The following is a 24,258-nucleotide window of genomic DNA, read 5'->3' as shown; positions in this document are numbered from 1 at the left end:
TGTAATGCGGCAAGCGGGTCCCGGTGCGGGAGTAGTTCAACGGTAGAACCTCAGCCTTCCAAGCTGATGGTGCGGGTTCGATTCCCGTCTCCCGCTCCATTGAACGTTCCACGCGGTTCCCCAGTTCCACATCGTTGCTCACGTAGCTCAGTCGGTAGAGCACCTCCTTGGTAAGGAGGAGGTCGAAGGTTCGATTCCTTTCGTGAGCACCATCCTCCGCGGGTCCGCTTCCACTGCGGATCCGACGCGGCACGCAGTCACCACCTCACCAGATTCGAGATTAGGCAGCCATGGCAAAGGGTAAGTTCGAGCGCACCAAGCCCCACGTGAACGTGGGCACGATTGGTCACGTTGACCACGGCAAGACGACGCTGACGGCGGCGCTGACGAAGATCGGTGCGGAGCGTTTCGGCGGCGAATTCAAGGCCTACGACGCGATCGACGCGGCGCCGGAAGAGAAGGCGCGCGGCATCACGATCTCGACCGCACACGTCGAGTACGAATCCGAGAAGCGCCACTACGCGCACGTCGATTGCCCGGGTCACGCCGACTACGTCAAGAACATGATCACCGGCGCTGCGCAGATGGACGGCGCGATCCTGGTGTGTTCGGCCGCTGACGGCCCGATGCCGCAGACCCGCGAGCACATCCTGCTCTCGCGTCAGGTCGGCGTGCCGCACATCGTCGTGTTCCTGAACAAGGCCGACATGGTCGACGACGCCGAGCTGCTCGAGCTGGTCGAGATGGAAGTGCGCGAGCTGCTGTCGAAGTACGACTTCCCGGGCGACGACACCCCGATCATCCACGGCTCGGCCCGTCTGGCGCTGGAAGGCGACCAGAGCGACATCGGCGTGCCGGCGATCCTGAAGCTGGTCGACGCGCTCGACACCTTCATCCCGGAGCCGGAGCGTGACGTCGACAAGGCGTTCCTGATGCCGGTCGAAGACGTGTTCTCGATCTCGGGCCGCGGCACGGTCGTGACCGGTCGTATCGAGCGCGGCGTGATCAAGGTCGGCGAAGAAATCGAAATCGTCGGTATCCGTCCGGTGCAGAAGACGACCGTCACGGGCGTCGAAATGTTCCGCAAGCTGCTCGACCAGGGCCAGGCGGGCGACAACGCCGGTCTGCTGCTGCGCGGCACCAAGCGTGACGACGTCGAGCGTGGCCAGGTGCTGGCCAAGCCGGGTTCGATCAAGCCGCACACCGATTTCGAAGCCGAAGTCTATGTCCTGTCGAAGGACGAAGGTGGCCGTCACACGCCGTTCTTCAAGGGCTATCGTCCGCAGTTCTACTTCCGCACCACCGACATCACCGGTGCGGTCGAGCTGCCGGAAGGTACCGAGATGGTGATGCCGGGCGACAACGTGAAGATGGTGGTCACGCTGATCAACCCGGTGGCGATGGACGAAGGTCTGCGCTTCGCGATCCGCGAAGGCGGCCGTACCGTCGGCGCCGGCGTGGTGGCCAAGATCATCAAGTGATTCGACGGCCCGGACGTGCAACCCGCACGCCCGGGCCGTCGACCATTCCGGTGCAAGCCGGGATGCAGTGGTTGCGGCAGGGTGCCAACCCCGTCGAAACTGCGACAAGGCGGGCCGGAACCCCGGTCCGCCTTCGCCGTCTAAGGGTGTCCGAAGCCGGTTGTTGTTCCAATCCGTACGCCAGTAGCTCAATTGGCAGAGCAGCGGTCTCCAAAACCGCAGGTTGGGGGTTCGAGTCCCTCCTGGCGTGCCATTCGCGGAATCGTCCGCGCGGGATCGCACGCAGTGCCGTCGGCCCCGTCAACCGAGCAGTCGCAAACCGATGAGTCGCCGGGAATTGAACAGCAGAGTTGAACAATCCAAAGGTGCGTCTTCGACGGACCTCGCCAAGTACGCTGCCGCGATCGTCCTGGTCGCCGCCGGCGTGTTTGCCTTTTACTGGTTCCAGGCGCAGCTGGCCACGCCGGTGCGCAGCATCATCGTCGCCCTGTGCGTCGTGGGCGCGGCCGCGGTCTTCCTGACGACGGACAAGGGTCACCGGACCCGTGACTTCTTCTCGGAGACCCGCTTCGAGATGCGCAAGGTCGTCTGGCCGACGCGCCAGGAGGCGATTCGCCTGACCTGGATCGTGATCATCGCCGTGGCGATCATCAGCCTGATCCTGGCCGGCTTCGACCAGATCATCCAATGGCTGATCCGCCTCATCCTGAGGCAGTGACGGAGTAACGATTCAGATGGAAACCGAAGGCGTCAAGCGCTGGTACGTCGTGCATGCCTATTCCGGCTTCGAGAAGTCGGTGGCCCAGGCGCTGCGCGATCGCATCGTGCGCACCGAGATGCAGGACAAGTTCGGCGACGTGCTGGTGCCGACCGAGGAAGTGATCGAGATGCGCTCCGGCCAGAAGCGCCGTTCCGAGCGCAAGTTCTTCCCGGGTTACGTCCTGGTGCAGATCCTGACCTCGGACGAGGGCGGCATTCCGCGCATGGACAACGAAAGCTGGCACCTGGTCAAGGAAACGCCGAAGGTGATGGGCTTCATCGGCGGGACCGCCGACCGTCCGCTGCCGATCCGCGACGACGAGGCGGCCGTGATCCTCGACCGTGTGCAGGAAGGCGTCGAGAAGCCGCGTCCGAAGGTGCTGTTCGAGCCGGGCCAGATGGTCCGCGTGACTGACGGTCCGTTCAACGATTTCAACGGCGTCGTCGAGGAAATCAACTACGAGAAGAGTCGCCTGCGTGTCGCGGTGCTGATCTTCGGACGTTCGACCCCGGTCGAGCTGGAGTTCGGGCAGGTCGAGAAGGCCTGAACCCCGTCGCGCCCGCCTGTGACGGGCGCGCGAAACCCTGCTATAGTGCGCGGCTCACTGTCTGGTGCGCCGGGCAACCGCACAGGCCGCCGTTCGGGCGGCCTTTCGCGCGAGATGGACAACGTGAATCCGGGACACGCGATTTCCCGGAACGATGGGGAGCCTGAGTCCAGGCGCTTGCACCCGGAGAGAAGAAGACAATGGCGAAGAAAGTCGTCGGTTACATCAAGCTGCAGGTCAAGGCCGGTCAGGCCAACCCCTCGCCGCCGGTCGGTCCTGCGCTGGGTCAGCGCGGCCTGAACATCATGGAGTTCTGCAAGGCGTTCAACGCAGCGACCTCCAAGCTCGAGCCGGGTCTGCCGACCCCGGTCATCATCACGGCCTACTCGGACCGTACCTTCACCTTCATCACCAAGAGCACGCCGGCATCGGTGCTGCTGAAGAAGGCGGCAGGTGTGGCCTCGGGCTCCAAGCGTCCCAACACCGAGAAGGTGGGCAAGGTGACGCGCGCGCAGCTCGAAGAGATCGCCAAGGCGAAGGAAGCCGATCTGACGGCGGCCGAGCTGGAAGCAGCAGTGCGCACCATCGCGGGCTCCGCCCGTTCGATGGGCCTGACGGTGGAGGGCTGAGACCATGGCACAGACCAAGCGACAGAAGAGCATCCAGGCTGCCGTGCAGCCGGGCAAGAACTACGCCATCGATGACGCCCTGAAGATCGTCAAGGACAACAGCAGCGCGAAGTTCGCCGAAGCCGTGGACGTCGCCGTCCGCCTCGGCGTCGACGCGCGCAAGTCCGACCAGCAGGTGCGCGGCTCGACCGTGCTGCCGCAGGGCACGGGCAAGAGCGTCCGCGTCGCGGTGTTCGCGCCGGCCGGTGCCAAGGCCGACGAAGCCCTGGCTGCCGGTGCCGACATCGTCGGCATGGACGACCTGGCCGAGAAGATGCAGGCCGGCGACATCAACTACGACGTCGTGATCGCGACGCCGGATGCGATGCGCGTCGTCGGCAAGCTCGGTACGGTGCTGGGCCCGCGCGGCCTGATGCCGAACCCGAAGGTCGGCACGGTCTCCCCGAACCCGGGCGAAGCCGTGAAGAACGCGAAGGGCGGCCAGGTCCGCTATCGCACCGACAAGGCCGGCATCATCCACTGCACGATCGGCAAGGCCGACTTCGATGCGGAAAAGCTGAAGGAAAACCTGCAGGCACTGCTGGCCGACCTGGTGAAGGCCAAGCCGGCCACCGCCAAGGGCCAGTACCTGCAGAAGATCTCGGTGAGCTCGACCATGGGTCCGGGCGTCGCCGTCGACCAGTCGTCGCTGACCATCGCGCGCTGATCGAAACGCAATCAACGCGCCGTCCCGTTCGCGGGGTGGCGCGATTTGGGGGCATCGCAACGGACTCGTCCGGTGCGGCGCCGTCAAAGACCGCAGGCGCGGTGGAGATCGAAGTGGCGACGGGCAGGGATGCTCGAACTGGCAGGGAATCGCCGCCACCGATGATCGAGACCGCTTAATCCCGAGGTGCTTGCACCGAAAGGCCTGCGTAGATGGTGATGCCTCTCTGAAGTTTTCTGGTGCGACGTCCGTCCAGCCAGGCAGAAGGCCACCACCGGGATGCGTCATGCATCCCCGGCCTCCAGGATGGAAGCCGCTCAGGACCGCAAGCGGCAGGAGCCGTGAGCGGAGTTCACAATGAGGAGTGATTAATGGCTCTCAATCTGTCCCAGAAGCAGGAAGTTGTCGCCGAGCTGGCAGAAGTCGCCGCGAACGCCCACTCCCTGATTGCTGTCGAGTATGTGGGCACCACGGTCAGCCAGATGACCGCGATGCGCAAGAAGGCTCGTGAGACCGGTGTGTACTTGCGCGTTGTCAAGAACACCCTGGCCGCACGCGCGGTGGAAGGTACCGAATACGAGTGCGCCAAGGACTCGCTGGTCGGCCCTCTGCTGTATGCATTCTCGACCGAGGAGCCCGGCGCAGCCGGTCGCCTGATCAAGGAATTCGCGAAGGACAACAGCAAGCTGGTGCCCAAGCTCGTCGTCGTGGAAGGCCAGCTGTACCCGGCCGGCCATGTCGATGTGCTGGCGTCGCTGCCCACGCTCGACCAGGCGCTGTCCATGCTGGCCCGCGTGCTGTCCGAACCCGCTGCAATGTTCGCGCGTGCCGTCAAGGCCGTCGGCGACAAGCAGGGCGGTGGCGAAGAAGCACCTGCGGAAGCAGCCGCCGAGACGGCCGAAACGGCTTAAGTCCGGCCTGTCGGTTCAACGAAACCTATCCCAGAAAATTTTTCAAAGGTAATCACAATGTCCCTTACCAACGAACAGATCGTCGACGCCATCGCCGAGAAGTCCCTGATGGAAGTGATGGAGCTGGTCAAGGCCATCGAAGAGAAGTTCGGCGTCTCCGCCGCTGCTCCGGTCGCCGCGGCCGCCGCCGCCGGCCCGGCCGCCGCTGCCGAAGAGCAGACCGAGTTCACCGTCGTCCTGAAGGCCGCCGGCGAGAAGAAGGTCGAGGCCATCAAGGTCGTCCGCGCCATCACCGGCCTGGGTCTGAAGGAAGCCAAGGACCTGGTCGAAGGCGCACCGAAGGACGTCAAGGAAGGCGCCACGAAGGAAGAAGCCGAGAAGATCAAGAAGGATCTCGAGGCCGCCGGCGCGACCGTCGAAATCAAGTAAGCGGCACCTTGGCATCGCAGCACATGCTTGCGATGCACCGGGGCCGGGGGCGAAAGCCCCCGGCCCTTGGTCGTTCCTGAAATCGGGCGACCTGCGACACATGCAACACGACAACTGACGCAGTTGTCAGTGGGTAGTAGCGGGAGATGGCGTGCTGGTGCCGGCAATACCAGCGACTACCCAGTGACAGCTCCATGTTCCGGATCGCGAGTCGATCCCATCAGATCCAACGAGGCGTACTTCCATGACGACGTCCCAGCTCCCGTCGAGCCAGCAGCAGACTTACTCGTTCACCGAGAAGAAGCGCATCCGCAAGAACTTCGGCAAGCGCCGCGAGATTCTCGAGGTGCCGTTCCTCCTGGCCATCCAGGTCGATTCCTACCGCGAATTCCTGCAGGCCGACCGCGATCCCGCCAAGCGTGAGGACCGTGGCCTCCACGCCGCGCTGAAGTCGGTGTTCCCGATCGTCAGCTACAACGGCTACGCCGCACTCGAATACGTCGGCTACAAGCTCGGCGAGCCCGTGTTCGACGAGCGCGAATGCCGCAACCGTGGCCTGAGCTACGGCGCGCCGCTGCGCGTCACCGTGCGCCTGGTGATCTACGACCGCGAGTCGTCGCAGAAGGCTATCAAGTACGTGAAGGAGCAGGAGGTCTACATGGGCGAGATTCCGCTCATGACCGAGAACGGCACCTTCATCATCAACGGCACCGAGCGCGTCATCGTCTCGCAGCTGCACCGCTCGCCGGGTGTGTTCTTCGACCACGACCGCGGCAAGACCCACAGCTCGGGCAAGCTGCTCTACAGCGCCCGCATCATTCCGTACCGCGGTTCCTGGCTGGACTTCGAGTTCGATCCGAAGGACGCGCTGTTCACGCGTATCGACCGCCGCCGCAAGCTGCCGGTGTCGGTGCTGCTGCGCGCGCTCGGCTACAACAACGAAGAGATGCTCAACGAGTTCTTCGACATCAACAGCTACCACATCCTGCCGGAAGGCGAGGGCGTGCAGCTGGAACTGGTGTCGGAGCGTCTGCGTGGCGAAACGCTGAACTTCGACCTGCTCGACGGCGAGAAGGTCATCGTCGAAGCCGGCAAGCGCATTACCGCGCGTCACGTCAAGCAGCTCGAGGCCGCCGGCATCACCGCGCTGGCCGTGCCGGACGACTACATGGTCGGCCAGATCCTGTCGCACGACGTGATCGACCCGGCCACGGGCGAACTGGTCGCGACCGCGAACGACGAGATCACGCTCGAGACCCTCGAGGCGCTGCGCAAGGCGTCGATCGAGACCATCGGCACGATCTGGGTCAACGACCTCGATCGCGGTCCGTACCTGTCGAACACCCTGCGCATCGACTCGACCAAGACGCAGCTCGATGCGCTGGTCGAGATCTACCGCATGATGCGTCCCGGCGAGCCGCCGACCAAGGATGCCGCGCAGAACCTGTTCCACAACCTGTTCTTCACGTTCGAGCGCTACGACGTCTCCGGCGTCGGCCGCATGAAGTTCAACCGTCGTCTGGGCCGCAAGGAAACCGAAGGCGCGTCGGTGCTGTACGACGCGAAGTACTTCGCCGAGCGCAAGGACGAGGATTCGGTGCGTCTGCGCGGCGAGTTCGGCCAGACGTCCGACATCCTCGACGTGATCCGCGTGCTGACCGAGATCCGCAACGGCCGCGGCGTCGTCGACGACATCGACCACCTCGGCAACCGCCGCGTGCGTTCGGTCGGTGAAATGGCCGAGAACGTGTTCCGCGTGGGCCTGGTCCGCGTCGAGCGCGCCGTGCGCGAGCGTCTGACGATGGCCGAGGCAGATGGCCTGACCCCGCAGGAACTCATCAACGCCAAGCCGGTCGCGGCTGCGGTCAAGGAATTCTTCGGCTCCTCGCAGCTGTCGCAGTTCATGGACCAGAACAACCCGCTGTCGGAAGTCACGCACAAGCGTCGCGTCTCGGCCCTCGGCCCGGGCGGTCTGACCCGCGAGCGCGCCGGCTTCGAAGTGCGCGACGTGCATCCCACGCATTACGGCCGCGTCTGCACCATCGAGACGCCGGAAGGCCCGAACATCGGCCTGATCAACTCGCTGGCGACCTTCGCGCGCACCAACCGTTACGGCTTCCTCGAGACGCCGTACCGCAAGGTCGTCGACAGCCGCGTCACCGACGAGATCGAATACCTGTCGGCGATCGAAGAGAACGACTACGTCATCGCGCAGGCCAACGCCGTCCAGGACGACAAGGGCACGATGACGCAGCAGTTCGTCGACTGCCGCTTCCAGGGCGAGTCGCTGCTCAAGCCGCCGGCGGAGATCCACTACATGGACGTCTCGCCGATGCAGACCGTGTCGGTCGCCGCGGCGCTGGTCCCGTTCCTCGAGCACGATGACGCGAACCGCGCACTCATGGGCGCCAACATGCAGCGCCAGGCCGTGCCGACGCTGCGTGCGCAGAAGCCGCTGGTCGGTACCGGCATCGAGCGCGCCGTGGCGCGCGACTCGGGCGTGACCGTGAACGCCCGCCGTGGCGGCGTGATCGAGCAGATCGACGCCGGCCGCGTCGTGGTCAAGGTGCATGAGGAAGAGATCTCCGGCGAGCACGATGCCGGCGTCGACATCTACAACCTGATCAAGTACACGCGCTCCAACCAGAACACCTGCATCAACCAGCGTCCGCTGGTGAACGTGGGTGACGTGGTCGCGCGCGGCGACGTGCTGGCCGACGGTCCCTCGACCGACATCGGCGAGCTGGCGCTGGGCCAGAACATGCTGGTCGCGTTCATGCCGTGGAACGGCTACAACTTCGAGGACTCGATCCTGCTGTCGGAGCGCGTCGTCAAGGAAGACCGCTACACGACGATCCACATCGAGGAAATGACCGCGGTCGCCCGCGACACGAAGCTGGGTCCGGAGGAAATCTCCGCCGACATCCCGAACGTGTCGGAGAACGCGCTCAACCGTCTCGACGAATCCGGCGTGGTGTACATCGGCGCCGAAGTGCGCGCCGGCGACATCCTGGTGGGCAAGGTCACGCCGAAGGGCGAGAGCCAGCTGACCCCGGAAGAGAAGCTGCTGCGCGCGATCTTCGGTGAGAAGGCGTCCGACGTGAAGGACAGCTCACTGCGCGTGCCGCCGGGCATGGACGGCACCGTCATCGACGTGCAGGTCTTCACCCGCGACGGCATCGAGAAGGACAAGCGCGCCAAGCAGATCGAAGAGTCCGAGATCAAGCGCGTCAAGAAGGACTTCGACGACCAGTTCCGCATCCTCGAAAGCGCGATCTATGCGCGTCTGCGCTCGCAGATCCAGGGCAAGGTCGCCAATGGCGGTCCCGGCCTGAAGAAGGGCGATACGGTCAGCTCGCTGGTGCTCGACGGCCTGAAGAAGTCCGACTGGTTCCAGATCCGCATGAAGGACGAGGACGCGGCCGACGCGATCGAACGTGCGCAGAAGCAGATCGACGCGCACCAGAAGGAGTTCGAGAAGCGCTTCGCCGACAAGCGCGGCAAGATCACCCAGGGCGACGACCTCGCACCGGGCGTGCTGAAGATGGTCAAGGTCTACCTGGCCGTGAAGCGCCGTATCCAGCCGGGCGACAAGATGGCCGGCCGTCACGGCAACAAGGGTGTCGTGTCGACCATCGTGCCGGTGCAGGACATGCCGCACATGGCCAACGGCAACACGGTCGACATCGTGTTGAACCCGCTGGGCGTGCCGTCGCGTATGAACATCGGCCAGATCCTCGAAGTGCACCTGGGTCTCGCGGCCAAGGGCCTCGGCGAGAAGATCCAGCGGATGCTCGACGCGCAGGCCAAGGTGGCCGAACTGCGCAGCTTCCTCGACCAGATCTACAACCACGACAAGGCGTCGTTCGCCCAGCGTGTCGACCTGTCGCAGTTCAGCGACGAGGAACTGCTGAAGCTGGCCGGCAACCTCACCGACGGCGTGCCGATGGCGACCCCGGTGTTCGACGGCGCGGCGGAGTCCGAGATCAAGGCGATGCTCGAGCTGGCGGACATGCCGACCAGTGGCCAGCACCGTCTGTTCGACGGCCGCACCGGCGAGGCGTTCGAGCGCGAGGTGACCGTGGGCTATATGCACATGCTCAAGCTCAACCACCTCGTGGACGACAAGATGCACGCGCGTTCGACCGGTCCGTACTCGCTCGTCACCCAGCAGCCGCTGGGCGGCAAGGCGCAGTTCGGCGGCCAGCGCTTCGGCGAAATGGAAGTCTGGGCGCTGGAAGCCTACGGCGCGGCCTACACCCTGCAGGAAATGCTGACGGTGAAGTCCGACGACGTGCAGGGCCGCAACCAGATGTACAAGAACATCGTCGACGGCGAACACGAGATGGTCGCGGGCATGCCCGAGTCCTTCAACGTGCTGGTCAAGGAAATCCGTTCGCTGGCGATCAACATGGAGCTGGAGGAGCACTGAGGCAGGACGTCCGACGCGCGGCGCGTGAGCGTGCCGCGCGCGACACCGATCCAACACTGCCCAGGTTCCCCTTTCCCGGAGTAAAGACATGAAAGACCTGCTCAATCTCTTCAACCAGCCGCGCCAGATTCCGGACTTCGATGCGATCAAGATCGCGCTCGCCAGCCCGGACCTGATCCGTTCGTGGTCGTTCGGCGAAGTGAAGAAGCCCGAGACCATCAACTACCGCACGTTCAAGCCCGAACGCGACGGCCTGTTCTGCGCCGCGATCTTCGGCCCGATCAAGGACTACGAGTGCCTGTGCGGCAAGTACAAGCGCATGAAGCACCGCGGCGTGGTCTGCGAGAAGTGCGGCACCGAAGTCACGCTGGCCAAGGTGCGCCGCGAGCGCATGGGTCACATCGACCTGGCGTCGCCGGTCGCGCACATCTGGTTCCTCAAGTCGCTGCCCTCGCGCATCGGCCTGATGCTGGACATGACCCTGCGTGATATCGAACGCATCCTGTACTTCGAAGCGTTCGTCGTGACCGAGCCGGGCCTGACCCCGCTCGAGCGCAGCCAGCTGCTCAACGAAGAGCAGTACATGCAGATGCGCCAGGAACACGGCGACGACTTCGACGCCGCGATGGGCGCCGAGGCGGTCTACGACCTGCTGCGCACGATCGACCTGCAGGCCGAGATGGTCCGCCTGAAGGAAGAGATCGCCGCCACGGGTTCGGAAACCAAGCTCAAGCGTCTGACCAAGCGCATCAAGCTGGTCGAGGCCTTCATCGAGTCGGGCAACCGTCCCGAGTGGATGATCATGACCGTGCTGCCGGTGCTGCCGCCGGATCTGCGTCCGCTGGTGCCGCTGGACGGTGGCCGCTTCGCGACTTCGGATCTCAACGATCTGTACCGCCGCGTCATCAACCGCAACAACCGCCTGCGTCGTCTGCTCGAACTCAATGCGCCCGACATCATCGTGCGCAACGAGAAGCGCATGCTGCAGGAATCGGTCGATGCGCTGATGGACAACGGCCGTCGCGGCCGTGCCATCACCGGCACCAACAAGCGCCCGCTCAAGTCGCTCGCCGACATGATCAAGGGCAAGCAGGGCCGCTTCCGCCAGAACCTGCTCGGCAAGCGCGTCGACTACTCGGGCCGTTCGGTCATCGTGGTCGGCCCGACGCTGCGCCTGCACGAGTGCGGTCTGCCGAAGAAGATGGCGCTCGAACTGTTCAAGCCCTTCATCTTCGCCAAGCTGCAGCGCCGTGGCCTCGCCACGACGATCAAGGCCGCCAAGAAGCTCGTCGAGCGCGAAGAGGCCGAGGTGTGGGACATCCTCGAAGAGGTGATCCGCGAGCACCCGGTGCTGCTCAACCGCGCGCCGACGCTGCACCGTCTGGGCATCCAGGCGTTCGAGCCCGTGCTCATCGAAGGCAAGGCGATCCAGCTGCATCCGCTGGTGTGTACCGCGTTCAACGCCGACTTCGACGGTGACCAGATGGCGGTCCACGTGCCGCTGTCGCTGGAAGCCCAGCTCGAAGCGCGTGCGCTGATGATGGCGTCGAACAACATCCTGTCGCCCGCCAACGGCGAGCCGATCATCGTGCCGTCGCAGGACGTCGTGCTCGGCCTGTACTACATGACCCGCGCACTGGAGAACATCCAGGGCGAGGGCATGGTGTTCGCGAACATCGCCGAAGTGCGTCGCGCGTTCGACAACAAGGCCGCCGGCCTGCACGCCAAGATCAAGGTCCGCATCCAGCAGACCGTGATCGGCGAGGACGGTTCGCGCGACAAGGTGACCTCGATCGTCGAGACGACCGTGGGTCGTGCGCTGCTGCTCGAGATCATGCCCGACGGCCTGCCGTTCGAGCTGGCCAACGTCGAGCTCAACAAGAAGAACATCTCCCGCCTGATCAACGCCTGCTACCGCCGTCTGGGTCTCAAGGACACGGTCGTGTTCGCCGACAAGCTGATGTACACCGGCTTCGGCAATGCGACGCGTGCGGGTGTGTCGATCGGCATCAACGACATGACCATCCCGACCGAGAAGGCCGGCATCCTGGTCGAGGCCGAGGCCGAAGTGCTGGAAATCCAGCAGCAGTACCAGTCGGGTCTGGTCACCGCCGGCGAGCGCTACAACAAGGTCGTCGACATCTGGTCGCGTACGAACGAGCGCATCGCCAAGGCGATGATGGACACCATCGGTACCGAGAAGGTCGTCAATGCCAAGGGCGAGACCATCGACCAGAAGTCGATGAACTCGCTCTACATCATGGCCGACTCCGGTGCGCGTGGTTCCCAGGCGCAGATCCGTCAGCTGGCCGGCATGCGCGGCCTGATGGCGAAGCCGGACGGCTCGATCATCGAGACGCCGATCATCGCGAACTTCCGCGAAGGCCTGAACGTCCAGGAATACTTCAACTCCACCCACGGTGCCCGTAAGGGTCTGGCCGATACCGCGCTCAAGACCGCGAACTCCGGTTACCTGACCCGTCGTCTCGTCGACGTGGCGCAGGACGTGGTGATCACCGAAGTCGACTGCGGCACGATGGACGGTCTCACCATGACCCCGATCGTCGAAGGCGGCGATGTCGTCGAGCCGTTGCGCGATCGCGTGCTGGGTCGCGTCGTGGCCGAGGACGTGTTCCTGCCGGGCAACGACGAGGATCCGATCGTTACCCGCAACACACTGCTCGACGAGCAGTGGGTGCAGCGCCTCGAGGAGGCCGGTGTGCAGTCGATCCAGGTCCGTTCGACGATCACCTGCGAAGCGGCGTTCGGCGTCTGCGCCAGCTGCTACGGCCGTGACCTCGGCCGCGGTCACCTGGTCAACCAGGGTGAAGCCGTCGGCGTCGTCGCCGCGCAGTCGATCGGTGAGCCCGGCACGCAGCTGACCATGCGTACGTTCCACATCGGTGGTGCGGCGTCGCGTGCGGCCGCCATCGACAACGTGACGGTCAAGACCACCGGCTCGATCAAGTTCAACAACCTCAAGCACGTCAAGCACGAGAGCGGCAATCTCGTCGCGGTCTCGCGTTCGGGCGAACTCTCGGTGCTCGACGGCCACGGCCGCGAGCGCGAGCGCTACAAGCTGCCCTACGGCGCGACCATTACCGTCGATGACGGCGATGCGATCAAGGCCGGCCAGACCGTGTCGAACTGGGATCCGCACAACCACCCGATCGTGTCGGAAGTGGCGGGTTTCATCCGTTTCGTGGACTTCGTCGACGGCATCACCGTCATCGAGAAGACCGACGAACTGACCGGCCTGGCGTCGCGCGAGATCACCGATCCCAAGCGCCGCGGCTCGATGGGCAAGGACCTGCGTCCGATCGTCCGCATCGTCGATGCCAAGGGCAACGACCTGTCGATTCCGGGCACCGACCTGCCGGCGCAGTACCTGCTGCCGCCGCGCTCGATCGTCAACCTGCAGGACGGCGATCCCGTCGGCGTGGGTGACGTGGTGACCAAGGTGCCGCAGGAAGCATCGAAGACCCGCGACATCACCGGTGGTCTGCCGCGCGTGGCCGACCTGTTCGAAGCGCGCAAGCCGAAGGACCAGGCGATCCTCGCCGAGATCTCCGGCATCGTCAGCTTCGGCAAGGACACCAAGGGCAAGCAGCGCCTGATCATCAAGGGCACCGATGGTGTCGATCACGAAGAACTGATCCCCAAGTACCGCCAGATCATCGTGTTCGAAGGCGAGCACGTGGAGAAGGGCGAGACCGTGGTGGACGGCGAGCCGGGTCCGCAGGACATCCTGCGTCTGAAGGGCGTCGAGGAGCTCGCGTCCTACCTGACCAAGGAAATCCAGGACGTCTATCGCCTGCAGGGCGTGAAGATCAACGACAAGCACATCGAAGTGATCGTCCGCCAGATGCTGCGCAAGGTCGAGATCACCGACGGTGGCGACAGCCGCTTCCTCAACGGTGAGCAGGTCGAGCGCCAGCGGGTGATCGAGGACAACGTCAAGCTGCTCGCCAAGAACGAGCTGCCGGCGAAGTTCGACCCCGTCCTGCTGGGTATCACGAAGGCATCGCTGGCCACCGAGTCGTTCATCTCGGCCGCGTCGTTCCAGGAGACCACCCGCGTGCTGACCGAGGCGGCCGTCCGCGGCACGCGCGACAGCCTGCGCGGTCTGAAGGAAAACGTGATCGTGGGTCGTCTGATTCCGGCCGGTACCGGTCTGGCGTATCACGCCCGTCGTCGTCGCGCCGCTTCCGGCCTGACCGACTCGGAAATTGACGCCCTGTCCGGCAGCAGCACGACCACGGCCGATGCCGAGGTCGCCGCGACGCCGGCAGCACCCGAGCAGGTCATGCTTGAAGATGCACCGGTGACGCCGACGGCTGACAACGACGGCGAAGCGCGCTAAGATTGCACCCCTTTGGTGGCCCCGCGTGGGCCACCCAGACTCCGAAAAGAGGCGCAGGACGCGGCTCGTATTCGGTCCAGGATGGACGGGAGACGTTGTATGCCGGGTGGCGCCCCTCGTGGGCGCGCCAGCGGCGGTATGACCCGCGTTGACGGTACTCGTCAGCGCGGGCTATACTTTTTCGTCTGACAGGCGGCCTATCCGTCTGTCTTCGTTTTCACCGGGCTCCGGCCCGAACCAAAGACCCGAGACCTGATGGCAACGATCAACCAGCTGGTGCGGAAGCCGCGCAGCCCCGAAACCTACAAGAGCACTTCGCCGGCACTGGCGAACTGCCCGCAGCGCCGTGGCGTCTGCACCCGCGTGTACACCACGACCCCGAAGAAGCCGAACTCGGCACTTCGCAAGGTCGCCAAGGTGCGCCTGACCAACGGTTACGAAGTGATTTCGTACATCGGTGGTGAAGGCCACAACCTGCAGGAGCACAGCGTGGTGCTGATCCGCGGCGGTCGCGTCAAGGACCTCCCGGGCGTGCGTTACCACACCGTGCGCGGTTCGCTCGACGCCTCCGGCGTTGCGAAGCGCAAGCAGAGCCGTTCGAAGTACGGCACCAAGCGTCCGAAGGGCTGAGGAATAGACAATGTCGCGTAAAGGAAACACCCCGCAGCGCTCCGTGCTGCCCGACCCGAAGCACAACAGCGACACGATCGCGCGCTTCATCAACATGGTCATGAAGAGCGGCAAGAAGTCGATCGCAGAAAAGATCGTCTACGGTGCCATGGACGTCATCAGCGAGAAGAACGGCAATCCGCTCGAACTCGTCGAGAAGGCGCTGGGCAACATCTCGCCGGCCGTCGAAGTGAAGTCGCGTCGCGTCGGTGGTGCCACCTACCAGGTGCCGGTCGAAGTGCGCGCCTCGCGTCGCATGGCCCTGGCGATGCGCTGGCTGATCGAGTCGGCGCGCAAGCGCGGCGAGAACACCATGCCGCGCAAGCTGGCCGCCGAGCTGATCGACGCGTCCGAAAACCGTGGTGGCGCGATCAAGAAGCGCGAAGAAACCCACCGCATGGCCGACGCCAACAAGGCGTTCGCGCACTACCGCTGGTAAGCGGCCCCGCGGGTCCCGGTTGATTCCGGGGCCCGTCGGCACCATCCAGGTGCCTTCAGGCGGTCACCGACCGCACGCAGGATCCGAAGGCCGCCGCAAGGCGGCATTCGTCCATTCAAGCGATTCCATCGCGAAGGGTCCGTGTTCCAGCGGGACTTCGCCATTCAATACGAGAAACCGACGTGGCTCGCACGACACCCATCGAACGCTACCGCAACTTCGGCATCATGGCCCACATCGATGCCGGCAAGACGACGACTTCCGAGCGCATCCTGTTCTACACCGGCGTCAGCCACAAGATCGGTGAAGTGCACGACGGCGCCGCCACCATGGACTGGATGGAGCAGGAGCAGGAACGCGGCATCACCATCACTTCGGCGGCCACCACGGCGTTCTGGAAGGGCATGGACAAGTCGCTGCCCGAGCACCGCTTCAACATCATCGACACCCCCGGCCACGTCGACTTCACGATCGAAGTGGAGCGCTCGCTGCGCGTGCTCGACGGCGCGGTGTTCGTGCTGTGCGCCGTCGGCGGTGTGCAGCCGCAGTCCGAGACCGTGTGGCGTCAGGCCAACAAGTACCAGGTGCCGCGCCTCGCGTTCGTCAACAAGATGGACCGCACCGGTGCCAACTTCAGCAAGGTCGTGGACCAGCTGAAGGCGCGCCTGGGCGCGTACGCCGTGCCGATGCAGGTGCCGATCGGTGCCGAAGACGGCTTCGAGGGCGTGGTCGACCTGCTCAAGATGAAGGCGATCCACTGGGATACCGCGTCCCAGGGCACCACGTTCGAGTACCGCGACATTCCGGCGAACCTGGTCGACACGTCGGCCGAGGCGCGCGCGTTCATGGTCGAGGCTGCGGCCGAGGCCAACGAAGCGCTGATGGACAAGTACCTCAACGAGGGTGAGCTGTCCGAGGAAGAGATCATCTCGGGTCTGCGCGAGCGCACCCTGAAGGTCGAGATCGTGCCGGTGTTCTGTGGCACCGCGTTCAAGAACAAGGGCGTCCAGGCGATGCTCGACGGCGTCATCCAGCTGCTGCCGTCGCCGTCCGACCGTCCGCCGGTGCAGGGCATCGACGACGACGAGAAGGAAGACACCCGCACCGCCGACGACAAGGCGCCGTTCTCCGCGCTGGCGTTCAAGATCATGACGGACCCGTTCGTGGGTTCGCTGACGTTCTTCCGCGTCTACTCGGGCGTGCTCAACGCCGGCGACCAGGTGTATAACCCGGTCAAGTCGAAGAAGGAGCGCGTGGGTCGCATCCTGCAGATGCACTCCAACAACCGCGAAGAGATCAAGGAAGTGCGCGCGGGCGACATCGCTGCGGCCGTCGGCCTGAAGGACGTGACCACCGGTGACACGCTGTGCGCGCAGGATCACATCATCACGCTCGAGCGCATGGTGTTCCCGGAGCCCGTCATCTCGATGGCGGTCGAGCCGAAGACCAAGTCGGACCAGGAGAAGATGGGCCTCGCGCTCGGTCGCCTGGCGCAGGAGGATCCGTCCTTCCGCGTGCGTACCGACGAAGAATCTGGCCAGACCATCATCGCCGGCATGGGCGAGCTGCATCTGGACATCATCGTCGACCGCATGAAGCGCGAGTTCAACGTCGAGGCGAACGTCGGCAAGCCGCAGGTCGCGTACCGCGAGACGATCCGCACCCCGGACGTCAAGTCGGACTACAAGCACGCCAAGCAGTCGGGCGGCAAGGGCCAGTACGGTCACGTCGTGATCGAGTTGTCGCCCCTGACCGAGGCCGACCGTGCCGATCCGAAGCTGTCGGGCGACATCAAGGACGACTTCCTCTTCATCAACGACATCACCGGTGGCGTGATTCCGAAGGAATTCATCCCGTCGGTCGAGAAGGGCATCCGCGAAACGATCACCAGTGGTCCGATCGCCGGCTTCCCGGTCGTGGGCGTCAAGGTCAAGCTGGTGTTCGGCTCGTACCACGACGTCGACTCGTCGGAAATGGCGTTCAAGCTCGCCTCGTCGATGGCGTTCAAGCAGGGCTTCGTCAAGGCGAGCCCGGTGCTGCTCGAGCCGATGATGAAGGTCGAGATCGTCAGCCCCGAGGATTACCTCGGTGACGTGATGGGCGACGTGAGCCGTCGTCGCGGCATCCTGCAGGGCCAGGACGACAGCCCGTCGGGCAAGATCATCAACGCGATGATTCCGCTGGGTGAAATGTTCGGCTATGCGACCACGCTGCGCTCGATGTCCCAGGGCCGCGCGACGTTCTCGATGGAGTTCGATCACTACGCGGAAGCGCCGACGAACATCGCCGAAACCGTCATCAAGAAGTAATCCTCGGGATTGGAATCCGGCGCTGCCAGGCGGCGTCGGATGTCCGGATCCCAGTTTCCAATCCCGAATCAATAGAAAGGTGAATCACCATGGCAAAGGGTAAGTTCGAGCGCACCAAGCCCCACGTGAACGTGGGCACGATTGGTCACGTTGACCACGGCAAGACGACGCTGACGGCGGCGCTGACGAAGATCGGTGCGGAGCGTTTCGGCGGCGAATTCAAGGCCTACGACGCGATCGACGCGGCGCCGGAAGAGAAGGCGCGCGGCATCACGATCTCGACCGCACACGTCGAGTACGAATCCGAGAAGCGCCACTACGCGCACGTCGATTGCCCGGGTCACGCCGACTACGTCAAGAACATGATCACCGGCGCTGCGCAGATGGACGGCGCGATCCTGGTGTGTTCGGCCGCTGACGGCCCGATGCCGCAGACCCGCGAGCACATCCTGCTCTCGCGTCAGGTCGGCGTGCCGCACATCGTCGTGTTCCTGAACAAGGCCGACATGGTCGACGACGCCGAGCTGCTCGAGCTGGTCGAGATGGAAGTGCGCGAGCTGCTGTCGAAGTACGACTTCCCGGGCGACGACACCCCGATCATCCACGGCTCGGCCCGTCTGGCGCTGGAAGGCGACCAGAGCGACATCGGCGTGCCGGCGATCCTGAAGCTGGTCGACGCGCTCGACACCTTCATCCCGGAGCCGGAGCGTGACGTCGACAAGGCGTTCCTGATGCCGGTCGAAGACGTGTTCTCGATCTCGGGCCGCGGCACGGTCGTGACCGGTCGTATCGAGCGCGGCGTGATCAAGGTCGGCGAAGAAATCGAAATCGTCGGTATCCGTCCGGTGCAGAAGACGACCGTCACGGGCGTCGAAATGTTCCGCAAGCTGCTCGACCAGGGCCAGGCGGGCGACAACGCCGGTCTGCTGCTGCGCGGCACCAAGCGTGACGACGTCGAGCGTGGCCAGGTGCTGGCCAAGCCGGGTTCGATCAAGCCGCACACCGATTTCGAAGCCGAAGTCTATGTCCTGTCGAAGGACGAAGGCGGCCGTCACACGCCGTTCTTCAAGGGCTACCGTCCGCAGTTCTACTTCCGCACCACCGACATCACCGGTGCGGTCGAGCTGCCGGAAGGCACCGAGATGGTGATGCCGGGCGACAACGTGAAGATGGTGGTCACGCTGATCAACCCGGTGGCGATGGACGAAGGCCTGCGCTTCGCGATCCGCGAAGGCGGCCGTACCGTCGGCGCCGGCGTGGTGGCCAAGATCATCAAGTGACGTATTGGCCCGAGCGCGCCTAGCGCGCTCGGCTGCCAGGACGTCGCCCTCGCGAAAGCGGGGATCCAGCGATTTTTGGGGTTCGCACGGAACTCGACAGCAGAAGTCTCTGGATCTCCGCTTTCCCGGGAATGACGATCGACAGACAGGTCTGCCCTGCAGGCCTGTCGGGTCTTCGAAGGACGGGGCTTGCGCCCACCCGGCCAGACCCGCTATGATGCAAGACCCTCGCGGACAGGCCTTCATCGGATGTCCGCGAAATCGCGAAATGAGGTGCAGGATGCCCTCGTCTTCGCCAGACACGGAAATGTCGCGAGGCTGTGCTCCACCCGTTCCGGAAATGTCCGGAGCACGAAGGGATGGAGCCGATCACCGCGTCTGAATTTCTGATGTCTGGGCGGATCGGGAAACCGGTCTGCCTTTTGTGTTTTGCATGGAACGGCCCCGGGGCGCGGGTGAATGCCTCGGACAGCCACGAATCAATGGGGTTCTGCGCACCCAGCCGCAGGCCCGTCGCTCTTTCAACCAAGGATATTTCCGTCATGACGGACCAAAAAATCCGGATCCGCCTCAAGGCATTCGATCACCGCCTGATCGATCGCTCGGCCAGCGAGATCGTCGAGACCGCGAAGCGTACCGGTGCACAGGTGCGCGGCCCGATCCCGCTGCCGACCAAGATCGAGCGTTACACCATCCTGACGTCGCCGCACGTCGACAAGGATGCGCGTGACCAGTACGAGACCCGCACCCACAAGCGTGTGCTGGATATCGTCGACCCGAACGACAAGACCGTTGACGCGCTGATGAAGCTTGAGCTTGCAGCCGGCGTCGACGTCCAGATCAAGCTGACCTGAGGACCGCACCATGACCGCGAAGATTCATTCGTTGGGCATCGTCGGCCGCAAGGCCGGCATGAGCCGAGTGTTCACCGAAGACGGCAAGTCCGTGCCGGTGACGCTGATCGAGGCGACCCCGAACCGCATCACCCAGATCAAGACCGTCGAGACCGACGGTTACAGCGCCGTGCAGATCACTGCAGGCGTCAAGCGCGCATCGCTGCTCAACAAGCCGGAAACCGGTCACCTCGCCAAGGCGAAGGTCGAAGCCGGTCGTGGCCTGTGGGAGCTCCGCGTGGCCGACGACAAGATCGCCGACTTCAGCGTCGGTGGCGAGATCAAGGCCGACATCTTCGAAGTGGGCCAGATCGTCGACGTCCAGGGCGTCACGAAGGGCAAGGGCTTCCAGGGCACGATCAAGCGCTGGAACTTCAAGATGGGCGACGCGACGCACGGTAACTCGCTGTCGCACCGCCAGCCGGGTTCGCTCGGTCAGCGCCAGACGCCGGGCCGCGTGTTTCCGGGCAAGAAGATGTCCGGCCACATGGGCGCCGACGTGCAGACCACGCAGCGCCTGCAGATCGTGCAGGTCGACGCCGAGCGCGGCCTGATCGCCGTCAAGGGTGCCGTTCCCGGCGCGCCGGGCGGTGACGTGATCGTGCGTCCGTCGAGCAAGGCATAAGGAGTAGCACGATGGAACTCGCAATCAACAACAGCAGCACGAAGCTGTCGGTCTCCGACGAAGTCTTCGGCCGTGATTTCAGCGAAGACCTGGTCCACCAGGTGGTCGTGGCCTACCGCAACGCCGGTCGCGCCGGTACCAAGGCGCAGAAGACCCGTTCGGAAGTCAACGGCACGACCAAGAAGTCGAAGAAGCAGAAGGGTGGCGGTGCACGTCACGGCGCCCTGACCGCTCCGATCTTCGTCGGTGGTGGCGTGACGTTCGCGGCCAAGCCGCGCAGCTTCGCGCAGAAGGTCAACCGCAAGATGTACCGCGCGGCGATGTCGGCGATCCTGTCCGAGCTCAACCGCCAGGGCCGTCTGACCGTCGTCGAGACGTTCGACCTGTCCGAGACGAAGACCAGCGGCATGGTCGCCAAGCTCAAGGAATTCGATCTGGGCAAGCGCCCGCTGATCGTGACCGAAGACGCTTCGGAGCACCTGTACCTGTCGGCACGCAATCTGCCCTACGTCGAGATCCGCGACGTGCAGGGCCTGGATCCGGTCGCGCTGGTCGGCGCCGATACCGTGCTGATCACCACCGATGCGGTGAAGAAGATCGAGGAGTGGCTGGCATGAACGACGCCAAGCTCTATGAAGTGATCCGTGCGCCGCGTGTGTCCGAGAAGACCGCGCGCCTGCAGGAAGTGTCCAACCAGTACGCGTTCGAAGTGTCGACGGTCGCCACCAAGGCCGACATCAAGGCCGCGATCGAGAAGCTGTTCGACGTCAAGGTCGAGGCGGTCAACGTGTTGAACGTGAAGGGCAAGAACAAGTCCTTCCGTCAGCGCCAGGGCAGCCGCGGTGACTGGCGCAAGGCCTACGTGAAGCTGGCCGACGGCCAGTCGATCGACGTCATGAACGCGAAGGTCTGAGGAAGCCCCGATGCCATTGATGAAGTTCAAGCCCACTTCGCCCGGCCGCCGCTCTGCGGTCCGCGTCGTGCACCCCGATCTGCACAAGGGTGCGCCGCACGCTGCGCTGGTCGAGAAGAAGACCAACACCGGTGGTCGCAACCACCACGGCCGCATCACCACCCGTCACATCGGTGGTGGCCACAAGCAGCACTACCGCATCGTCGATTTCAAGCGGGACAAGGAAGGCATTCCGGCGCGCGTCGAGCGCATCGAATATGACCCGAACCGCACCGCCCATATCGCGCTGCTGTGCTATGTCGACGGCGAGCGCCGTTACATCATCGCGCCGAAGGGCCTGAAGGCCGGTGACCAGGTGATCTCCGGTTCGGATGCCCCGATCAAGACGGGCAACACGCTGCCGCTGCGCAACATCCCGGTCGGTTCGACGATCCACTGCATCGAGATGAAGCCGGGCAAGGGTGCGCAGATCGCGCGTGCCGCCGGTGCCGGCGTGCAGTTGGTGTCGCGCGAAGGCGTCTACGCCACCGTGCGTCTGCGTTCGGGCGAAGTGCGTCGCGTGCCGTCCGAGTGCCGCGCCACGATCGGCGAGGTCAGCAACGACGAGCACAGCCTCGAGAAGCTGGGCAAGGCCGGTGCCAAGCGCTGGCGCGGCGTCAAGCCGACCGTCCGCGGCGCGGCCATGAACCCGGTCGACCATCCGCACGGCGGTGGTGAAGCCAAGGCCGGTCAGGGCAACCCGCACCCGGTTACTCCTTGGGGCGTTCCGACCAAGGGCTACAAGACCCGCCATAACAAGCGGACGCAGCAGTTCATCGTGCGCGATCGCAGGAGCTGATAGACCATGGCACGTTCACTCAAGAAGGGTCCGTTCGTCGACCACCACCTCGTCAAGAAGGTGGAAGCCGCGGGCACCAACACCAAGAAGCCGATCAAGACCTGGTCGCGTCGCTCGATGGTCCTGCCGGACATGATCGGTTTCACCATCGCCATCCACAACGGCAAGAACCACGTCCCGGTGCTGGTCAACGAGAACATGGTTGGCCACAAGCTCGGCGAATTCGCGTTGACGCGGACCTTCAAGGGTCACGGCGGCGACAAGAAGTCGGGCAGGTAAGGAGCGCACAATGGACAAGGCAACGAAAGCCCGCCTCGAAGAGCAGAAGCGCGCTCGCACCGAGGTCAACAAGCGCACCGCGATCCTTCGCACCGCGCGCATCTCGCCGCAGAAGGCACGTCTGGTCGCCGACCAGGTCCGTGGTCTGCCGGTCGAGCGCGCCGTCGGCCTGCTGAAGTTCTCGGACAAGAAAGCCGCGCACATGATCAAGAAGGTCGTCGAATCGGCCATCGCCAACGCCGAGAACAACGCTGGCGCGGACGTCGACGAACTCAAGATCGCCACCATCACGGTCGACGAAGGTCCGACGCTGAAGCGCTTCATGGCGCGCGCGAAGGGACGCGGTACCCGCATCCTCAAGCGCACCAGCCACATCACCGTCGTCGTGGGAGAGGGCAAGTAATATGGGTCACAAAGTTCATCCCATCGGCATCCGCCTCGGCATCGCCAAGGACTGGAATTCCAAGTGGTACGCCGGCAAGAAGGAATACGCCGAGTACCTGGCCGCTGACCTGAAGGTCCGCGAGATGCTGCGCAAGCGTCTCGCCTCCGCCGGCATCAGCAAGATCCTGATCGAGCGTCCGGCGAAGACGGCGCGCGTGACGATCCACACCGCCCGTCCGGGCGTGGTGATCGGCAAGCGTGGCGAGGACATCGAGAAGCTGCGCAAGGACGTGAGCGACATGATGGGCGTTCCCGCGCACATCAACGTCACCGAAGTCCGCAAGCCGGAGCTCGACGCGCAGCTGGTCGCCGAGTCGATCGCGCAGCAGCTCGAGCGCCGCATCATGTTCCGCCGCGCGATGAAGCGCGCTGTCGGCAATGCGATGCGCCTCGGCGCGCTGGGCATCAAGGTCAACGTCGCCGGCCGCCTCAACGGCGCCGAGATCGCGCGTTCGGAGTGGTACCGCGAAGGCCGCGTGCCGTTGCACACCCTCCGCGCCGACGTCGACTACGGCTTTGCCGAAGCCAAGACGACCTATGGGATCATCGGCATCAAGACCTGGATCTACAAGGGCGAGATCTTCGATTTCAGCCAGGTGGGCCAGGAGAAGCAGGACGACACGCCGCGTGGCGGAGATCGTGGTGATCGCAATGATCGCGATCGTCGGGGTCCGCGTCGCGAGCGCGAGGCGAGGGACTAATCATGTTGCAACCCAAGCGAACCAAATACCGCAAGATGCACAAGGGCCGTAACGAAGGCCTGGCATGGAGCGGCAACGCAGTCAGCTTCGGCGAGTTCGGCCTGCGGTCCACCGCGACCGGCCAGCTGACCGCGCGTCAGATCGAAGCCGGTCGTCGTTCCATCAGCCGTCACGTCAAGCGCGGCGGCAAGATGTGGATCCGCGTGTTCCCGGACAAGCCGATCACCAAGAAGCCGATCGAAGTCCGAATGGGCTCCGGCAAGGGCAGCGTCGAGTACTGGGTCGCACAGATCCAGCCCGGCCGCATGATCTTCGAGATCGAGGGTGTCGAGGAGGAGGTGGCGCGTGAAGCGTTCCGCCTGGCCGCCGCGAAGCTGTCGGTCACCACCCAATTCGTGACCCGGACGGTGCGCTGATGGCTACGACCAAGGAACTCCGCGAGAAGTCGGTCGAGGATTTGCAGTCGCATCTCCTCGAGCTGCACAAGGAGCGTTTCTCGCTCCGCATGCAGAAGGCCACTGGCCAGCTGACCAAGACGCACGACACCCGTCGGGTGCGCCGCGAGATTGCGCGCGTCAACACCCTGATCGGTCAGAAGAAGTAAGGACCC

At 64.4% G+C, this 24,258-nt stretch carries 23 protein-coding genes and 3 tRNA genes; all 26 read left to right on the top strand.

Translation table 11 applies throughout. The annotated features are described in order from the left end of the window. Positions 1–25: 25 nt before the first annotated feature. The 26 genes from CURTO8I2_RS07300 (at position 26) to rpmC (ending at position 24,252) form a co-directional block, all read left to right on the top strand. Positions 26–99: transfer RNA gene (locus CURTO8I2_RS07300), tRNA-Gly, on the top strand. A 37-nt stretch (positions 100–136) separates the two neighbouring features. Continuing rightward, positions 137–212: transfer RNA gene (locus CURTO8I2_RS07295), tRNA-Thr, on the top strand. Between the two features lie 78 nt (positions 213–290). Next, positions 291–1,481 (top strand): elongation factor Tu, encoded by a 1,191-nt coding sequence (gene tuf / locus CURTO8I2_RS07290; protein ID WP_159679907.1) that lies wholly within the window; start codon positions 291–293, stop codon positions 1,479–1,481. 177 nt (positions 1,482–1,658) lie between these two features. Further along, positions 1,659–1,734: transfer RNA gene (locus CURTO8I2_RS07285), tRNA-Trp, on the top strand. Positions 1,735–1,818: 84 nt separating this feature from the next. Further along, entirely contained in the window at positions 1,819–2,199 is a 381-nt protein-coding gene (gene secE / locus CURTO8I2_RS07280; protein ID WP_159681592.1) for a preprotein translocase subunit SecE, read from the top strand. A 16-nt stretch (positions 2,200–2,215) separates the two neighbouring features. Next, entirely contained in the window at positions 2,216–2,788 is a 573-nt protein-coding gene (gene nusG / locus CURTO8I2_RS07275; protein ID WP_159679923.1) for a transcription termination/antitermination protein NusG, read from the top strand. A 200-nt stretch (positions 2,789–2,988) separates the two neighbouring features. Beyond that, entirely contained in the window at positions 2,989–3,417 is a 429-nt protein-coding gene (rplK, locus tag CURTO8I2_RS07270; protein WP_055246815.1) for a 50S ribosomal protein L11, read from the top strand. A 4-nt stretch (positions 3,418–3,421) separates the two neighbouring features. Then, positions 3,422–4,123 carry a 50S ribosomal protein L1 gene (gene rplA, locus CURTO8I2_RS07265; RefSeq protein WP_159679921.1) on the top strand — a complete coding sequence of 234 codons (702 nt, stop codon included), beginning with the start codon at positions 3,422–3,424 and terminating at the stop codon, positions 4,121–4,123. A gap of 371 nt (positions 4,124–4,494) precedes the next feature. Further along, positions 4,495–5,034 (top strand): 50S ribosomal protein L10, encoded by a 540-nt coding sequence (gene rplJ, locus CURTO8I2_RS07260; RefSeq protein ID WP_159679919.1) that lies wholly within the window; start codon positions 4,495–4,497, stop codon positions 5,032–5,034. A gap of 57 nt (positions 5,035–5,091) precedes the next feature. Continuing rightward, positions 5,092–5,463 carry a 50S ribosomal protein L7/L12 gene (gene rplL / locus CURTO8I2_RS07255; protein ID WP_159679917.1) on the top strand — a complete coding sequence of 124 codons (372 nt, stop codon included), beginning with the start codon at positions 5,092–5,094 and terminating at the stop codon, positions 5,461–5,463. Positions 5,464–5,707: 244 nt separating this feature from the next. Then, complete coding sequence (gene rpoB, locus CURTO8I2_RS07250; protein WP_159679915.1) at positions 5,708–9,895, top strand: DNA-directed RNA polymerase subunit beta; 4,188 nt, start codon at positions 5,708–5,710, stop codon at positions 9,893–9,895. Between the two features lie 88 nt (positions 9,896–9,983). Beyond that, a complete protein-coding gene (gene rpoC, locus CURTO8I2_RS07245) occupies positions 9,984–14,258 on the top strand; it encodes a DNA-directed RNA polymerase subunit beta' (RefSeq protein WP_159679913.1) in 4,275 nt (1,424 codons plus the stop codon). A gap of 255 nt (positions 14,259–14,513) precedes the next feature. Next, positions 14,514–14,888 carry a 30S ribosomal protein S12 gene (rpsL, locus tag CURTO8I2_RS07240; RefSeq protein WP_101924969.1) on the top strand — a complete coding sequence of 125 codons (375 nt, stop codon included), beginning with the start codon at positions 14,514–14,516 and terminating at the stop codon, positions 14,886–14,888. Positions 14,889–14,898: 10 nt separating this feature from the next. Beyond that, on the top strand, positions 14,899–15,366 hold the full coding sequence (gene rpsG / locus CURTO8I2_RS07235) for a 30S ribosomal protein S7 (protein WP_159679911.1): 468 nt from the start codon (positions 14,899–14,901) through the stop codon (positions 15,364–15,366). A 182-nt stretch (positions 15,367–15,548) separates the two neighbouring features. Beyond that, on the top strand, positions 15,549–17,675 hold the full coding sequence (gene fusA / locus CURTO8I2_RS07230) for an elongation factor G (protein WP_159679909.1): 2,127 nt from the start codon (positions 15,549–15,551) through the stop codon (positions 17,673–17,675). An 89-nt stretch (positions 17,676–17,764) separates the two neighbouring features. Then, the gene (gene tuf / locus CURTO8I2_RS07225; RefSeq protein WP_159679907.1) at positions 17,765–18,955 is read left to right on the top strand and encodes an elongation factor Tu; all 1,191 of its coding nucleotides are present in this window, start codon (positions 17,765–17,767) and stop codon (positions 18,953–18,955) included. A 542-nt stretch (positions 18,956–19,497) separates the two neighbouring features. Then, entirely contained in the window at positions 19,498–19,809 is a 312-nt protein-coding gene (rpsJ, locus tag CURTO8I2_RS07220) for a 30S ribosomal protein S10 (RefSeq protein ID WP_047137645.1), read from the top strand. 10 nt (positions 19,810–19,819) lie between these two features. Further along, the gene (gene rplC, locus CURTO8I2_RS07215; RefSeq protein ID WP_159679905.1) at positions 19,820–20,473 is read left to right on the top strand and encodes a 50S ribosomal protein L3; all 654 of its coding nucleotides are present in this window, start codon (positions 19,820–19,822) and stop codon (positions 20,471–20,473) included. 11 nt (positions 20,474–20,484) lie between these two features. Then, the gene (gene rplD, locus CURTO8I2_RS07210; protein ID WP_159679903.1) at positions 20,485–21,090 is read left to right on the top strand and encodes a 50S ribosomal protein L4; all 606 of its coding nucleotides are present in this window, start codon (positions 20,485–20,487) and stop codon (positions 21,088–21,090) included. Beyond that, the gene (gene rplW, locus CURTO8I2_RS07205) at positions 21,087–21,386 is read left to right on the top strand and encodes a 50S ribosomal protein L23 (protein WP_096208160.1); all 300 of its coding nucleotides are present in this window, start codon (positions 21,087–21,089) and stop codon (positions 21,384–21,386) included. The genes rplD and rplW overlap by 4 nt, the downstream gene beginning before the upstream one ends. Before the next feature lie 10 nt (positions 21,387–21,396). Then, positions 21,397–22,224, top strand: a complete 828-nt coding sequence (rplB, locus tag CURTO8I2_RS07200) for a 50S ribosomal protein L2 (protein WP_159679901.1) — start codon at positions 21,397–21,399, stop codon at positions 22,222–22,224. 6 nt (positions 22,225–22,230) lie between these two features. Beyond that, complete coding sequence (gene rpsS / locus CURTO8I2_RS07195) at positions 22,231–22,503, top strand: 30S ribosomal protein S19 (RefSeq protein ID WP_055246837.1); 273 nt, start codon at positions 22,231–22,233, stop codon at positions 22,501–22,503. Between the two features lie 10 nt (positions 22,504–22,513). Then, complete coding sequence (rplV, locus tag CURTO8I2_RS07190; protein WP_055246839.1) at positions 22,514–22,906, top strand: 50S ribosomal protein L22; 393 nt, start codon at positions 22,514–22,516, stop codon at positions 22,904–22,906. A 1-nt stretch (position 22,907) separates the two neighbouring features. After that, on the top strand, positions 22,908–23,648 hold the full coding sequence (rpsC, locus tag CURTO8I2_RS07185; protein ID WP_159679899.1) for a 30S ribosomal protein S3: 741 nt from the start codon (positions 22,908–22,910) through the stop codon (positions 23,646–23,648). Positions 23,649–23,650: 2 nt separating this feature from the next. Continuing rightward, positions 23,651–24,064 carry a 50S ribosomal protein L16 gene (rplP, locus tag CURTO8I2_RS07180; RefSeq protein WP_159679897.1) on the top strand — a complete coding sequence of 138 codons (414 nt, stop codon included), beginning with the start codon at positions 23,651–23,653 and terminating at the stop codon, positions 24,062–24,064. Beyond that, positions 24,064–24,252: a 50S ribosomal protein L29 gene (rpmC, locus tag CURTO8I2_RS07175; protein ID WP_159679895.1), complete on the top strand. Its 189-nt coding sequence runs from the start codon at positions 24,064–24,066 to the stop codon at positions 24,250–24,252. Before rplP ends, rpmC begins: the two co-directional genes overlap by 1 nt. Positions 24,253–24,258: the final 6 nt, after the last annotated feature.

The sequence above is a fragment of the Luteimonas sp. 9C genome (assembly GCF_902506295.1).
GTDB lineage: Bacteria > Pseudomonadota > Gammaproteobacteria > Xanthomonadales > Xanthomonadaceae > Luteimonas.
The sequence above is the reverse complement of the archived record's forward strand: the minus strand, read 5'-3'. Positions and strand labels throughout refer to the sequence as shown.

What these genes read in the sequence shown, in the direction of transcription:
- tuf (WP_159679907.1), top strand. Translation starts at nt 291, where the DNA reads ATGGCAAAGGGTAAGTTCGAGCGCACCAAGCCCCACGTGAACGTGGGC.
- nusG (WP_159679923.1), top strand. Translation starts at nt 2,216, where the DNA reads ATGGAAACCGAAGGCGTCAAGCGCTGGTACGTCGTGCATGCCTATTCC.
- rplK (WP_055246815.1), top strand. Translation starts at nt 2,989, where the DNA reads ATGGCGAAGAAAGTCGTCGGTTACATCAAGCTGCAGGTCAAGGCCGGT.
- rplA (WP_159679921.1), top strand. Translation starts at nt 3,422, where the DNA reads ATGGCACAGACCAAGCGACAGAAGAGCATCCAGGCTGCCGTGCAGCCG.
- rplJ (WP_159679919.1), top strand. Translation starts at nt 4,495, where the DNA reads ATGGCTCTCAATCTGTCCCAGAAGCAGGAAGTTGTCGCCGAGCTGGCA.
- rplL (WP_159679917.1), top strand. Translation starts at nt 5,092, where the DNA reads ATGTCCCTTACCAACGAACAGATCGTCGACGCCATCGCCGAGAAGTCC.
- rpoB (WP_159679915.1), top strand. Translation starts at nt 5,708, where the DNA reads ATGACGACGTCCCAGCTCCCGTCGAGCCAGCAGCAGACTTACTCGTTC.
- rpoC (WP_159679913.1), top strand. Translation starts at nt 9,984, where the DNA reads ATGAAAGACCTGCTCAATCTCTTCAACCAGCCGCGCCAGATTCCGGAC.
- rpsL (WP_101924969.1), top strand. Translation starts at nt 14,514, where the DNA reads ATGGCAACGATCAACCAGCTGGTGCGGAAGCCGCGCAGCCCCGAAACC.
- rpsG (WP_159679911.1), top strand. Translation starts at nt 14,899, where the DNA reads ATGTCGCGTAAAGGAAACACCCCGCAGCGCTCCGTGCTGCCCGACCCG.
- tuf (WP_159679907.1), top strand. Translation starts at nt 17,765, where the DNA reads ATGGCAAAGGGTAAGTTCGAGCGCACCAAGCCCCACGTGAACGTGGGC.
- rpsJ (WP_047137645.1), top strand. Translation starts at nt 19,498, where the DNA reads ATGACGGACCAAAAAATCCGGATCCGCCTCAAGGCATTCGATCACCGC.
- rplC (WP_159679905.1), top strand. Translation starts at nt 19,820, where the DNA reads ATGACCGCGAAGATTCATTCGTTGGGCATCGTCGGCCGCAAGGCCGGC.
- rplD (WP_159679903.1), top strand. Translation starts at nt 20,485, where the DNA reads ATGGAACTCGCAATCAACAACAGCAGCACGAAGCTGTCGGTCTCCGAC.
- rplW (WP_096208160.1), top strand. Translation starts at nt 21,087, where the DNA reads ATGAACGACGCCAAGCTCTATGAAGTGATCCGTGCGCCGCGTGTGTCC.
- rplB (WP_159679901.1), top strand. Translation starts at nt 21,397, where the DNA reads ATGCCATTGATGAAGTTCAAGCCCACTTCGCCCGGCCGCCGCTCTGCG.
- rpsS (WP_055246837.1), top strand. Translation starts at nt 22,231, where the DNA reads ATGGCACGTTCACTCAAGAAGGGTCCGTTCGTCGACCACCACCTCGTC.
- rplV (WP_055246839.1), top strand. Translation starts at nt 22,514, where the DNA reads ATGGACAAGGCAACGAAAGCCCGCCTCGAAGAGCAGAAGCGCGCTCGC.
- rpsC (WP_159679899.1), top strand. Translation starts at nt 22,908, where the DNA reads ATGGGTCACAAAGTTCATCCCATCGGCATCCGCCTCGGCATCGCCAAG.
- rplP (WP_159679897.1), top strand. Translation starts at nt 23,651, where the DNA reads ATGTTGCAACCCAAGCGAACCAAATACCGCAAGATGCACAAGGGCCGT.
- rpmC (WP_159679895.1), top strand. Translation starts at nt 24,064, where the DNA reads ATGGCTACGACCAAGGAACTCCGCGAGAAGTCGGTCGAGGATTTGCAG.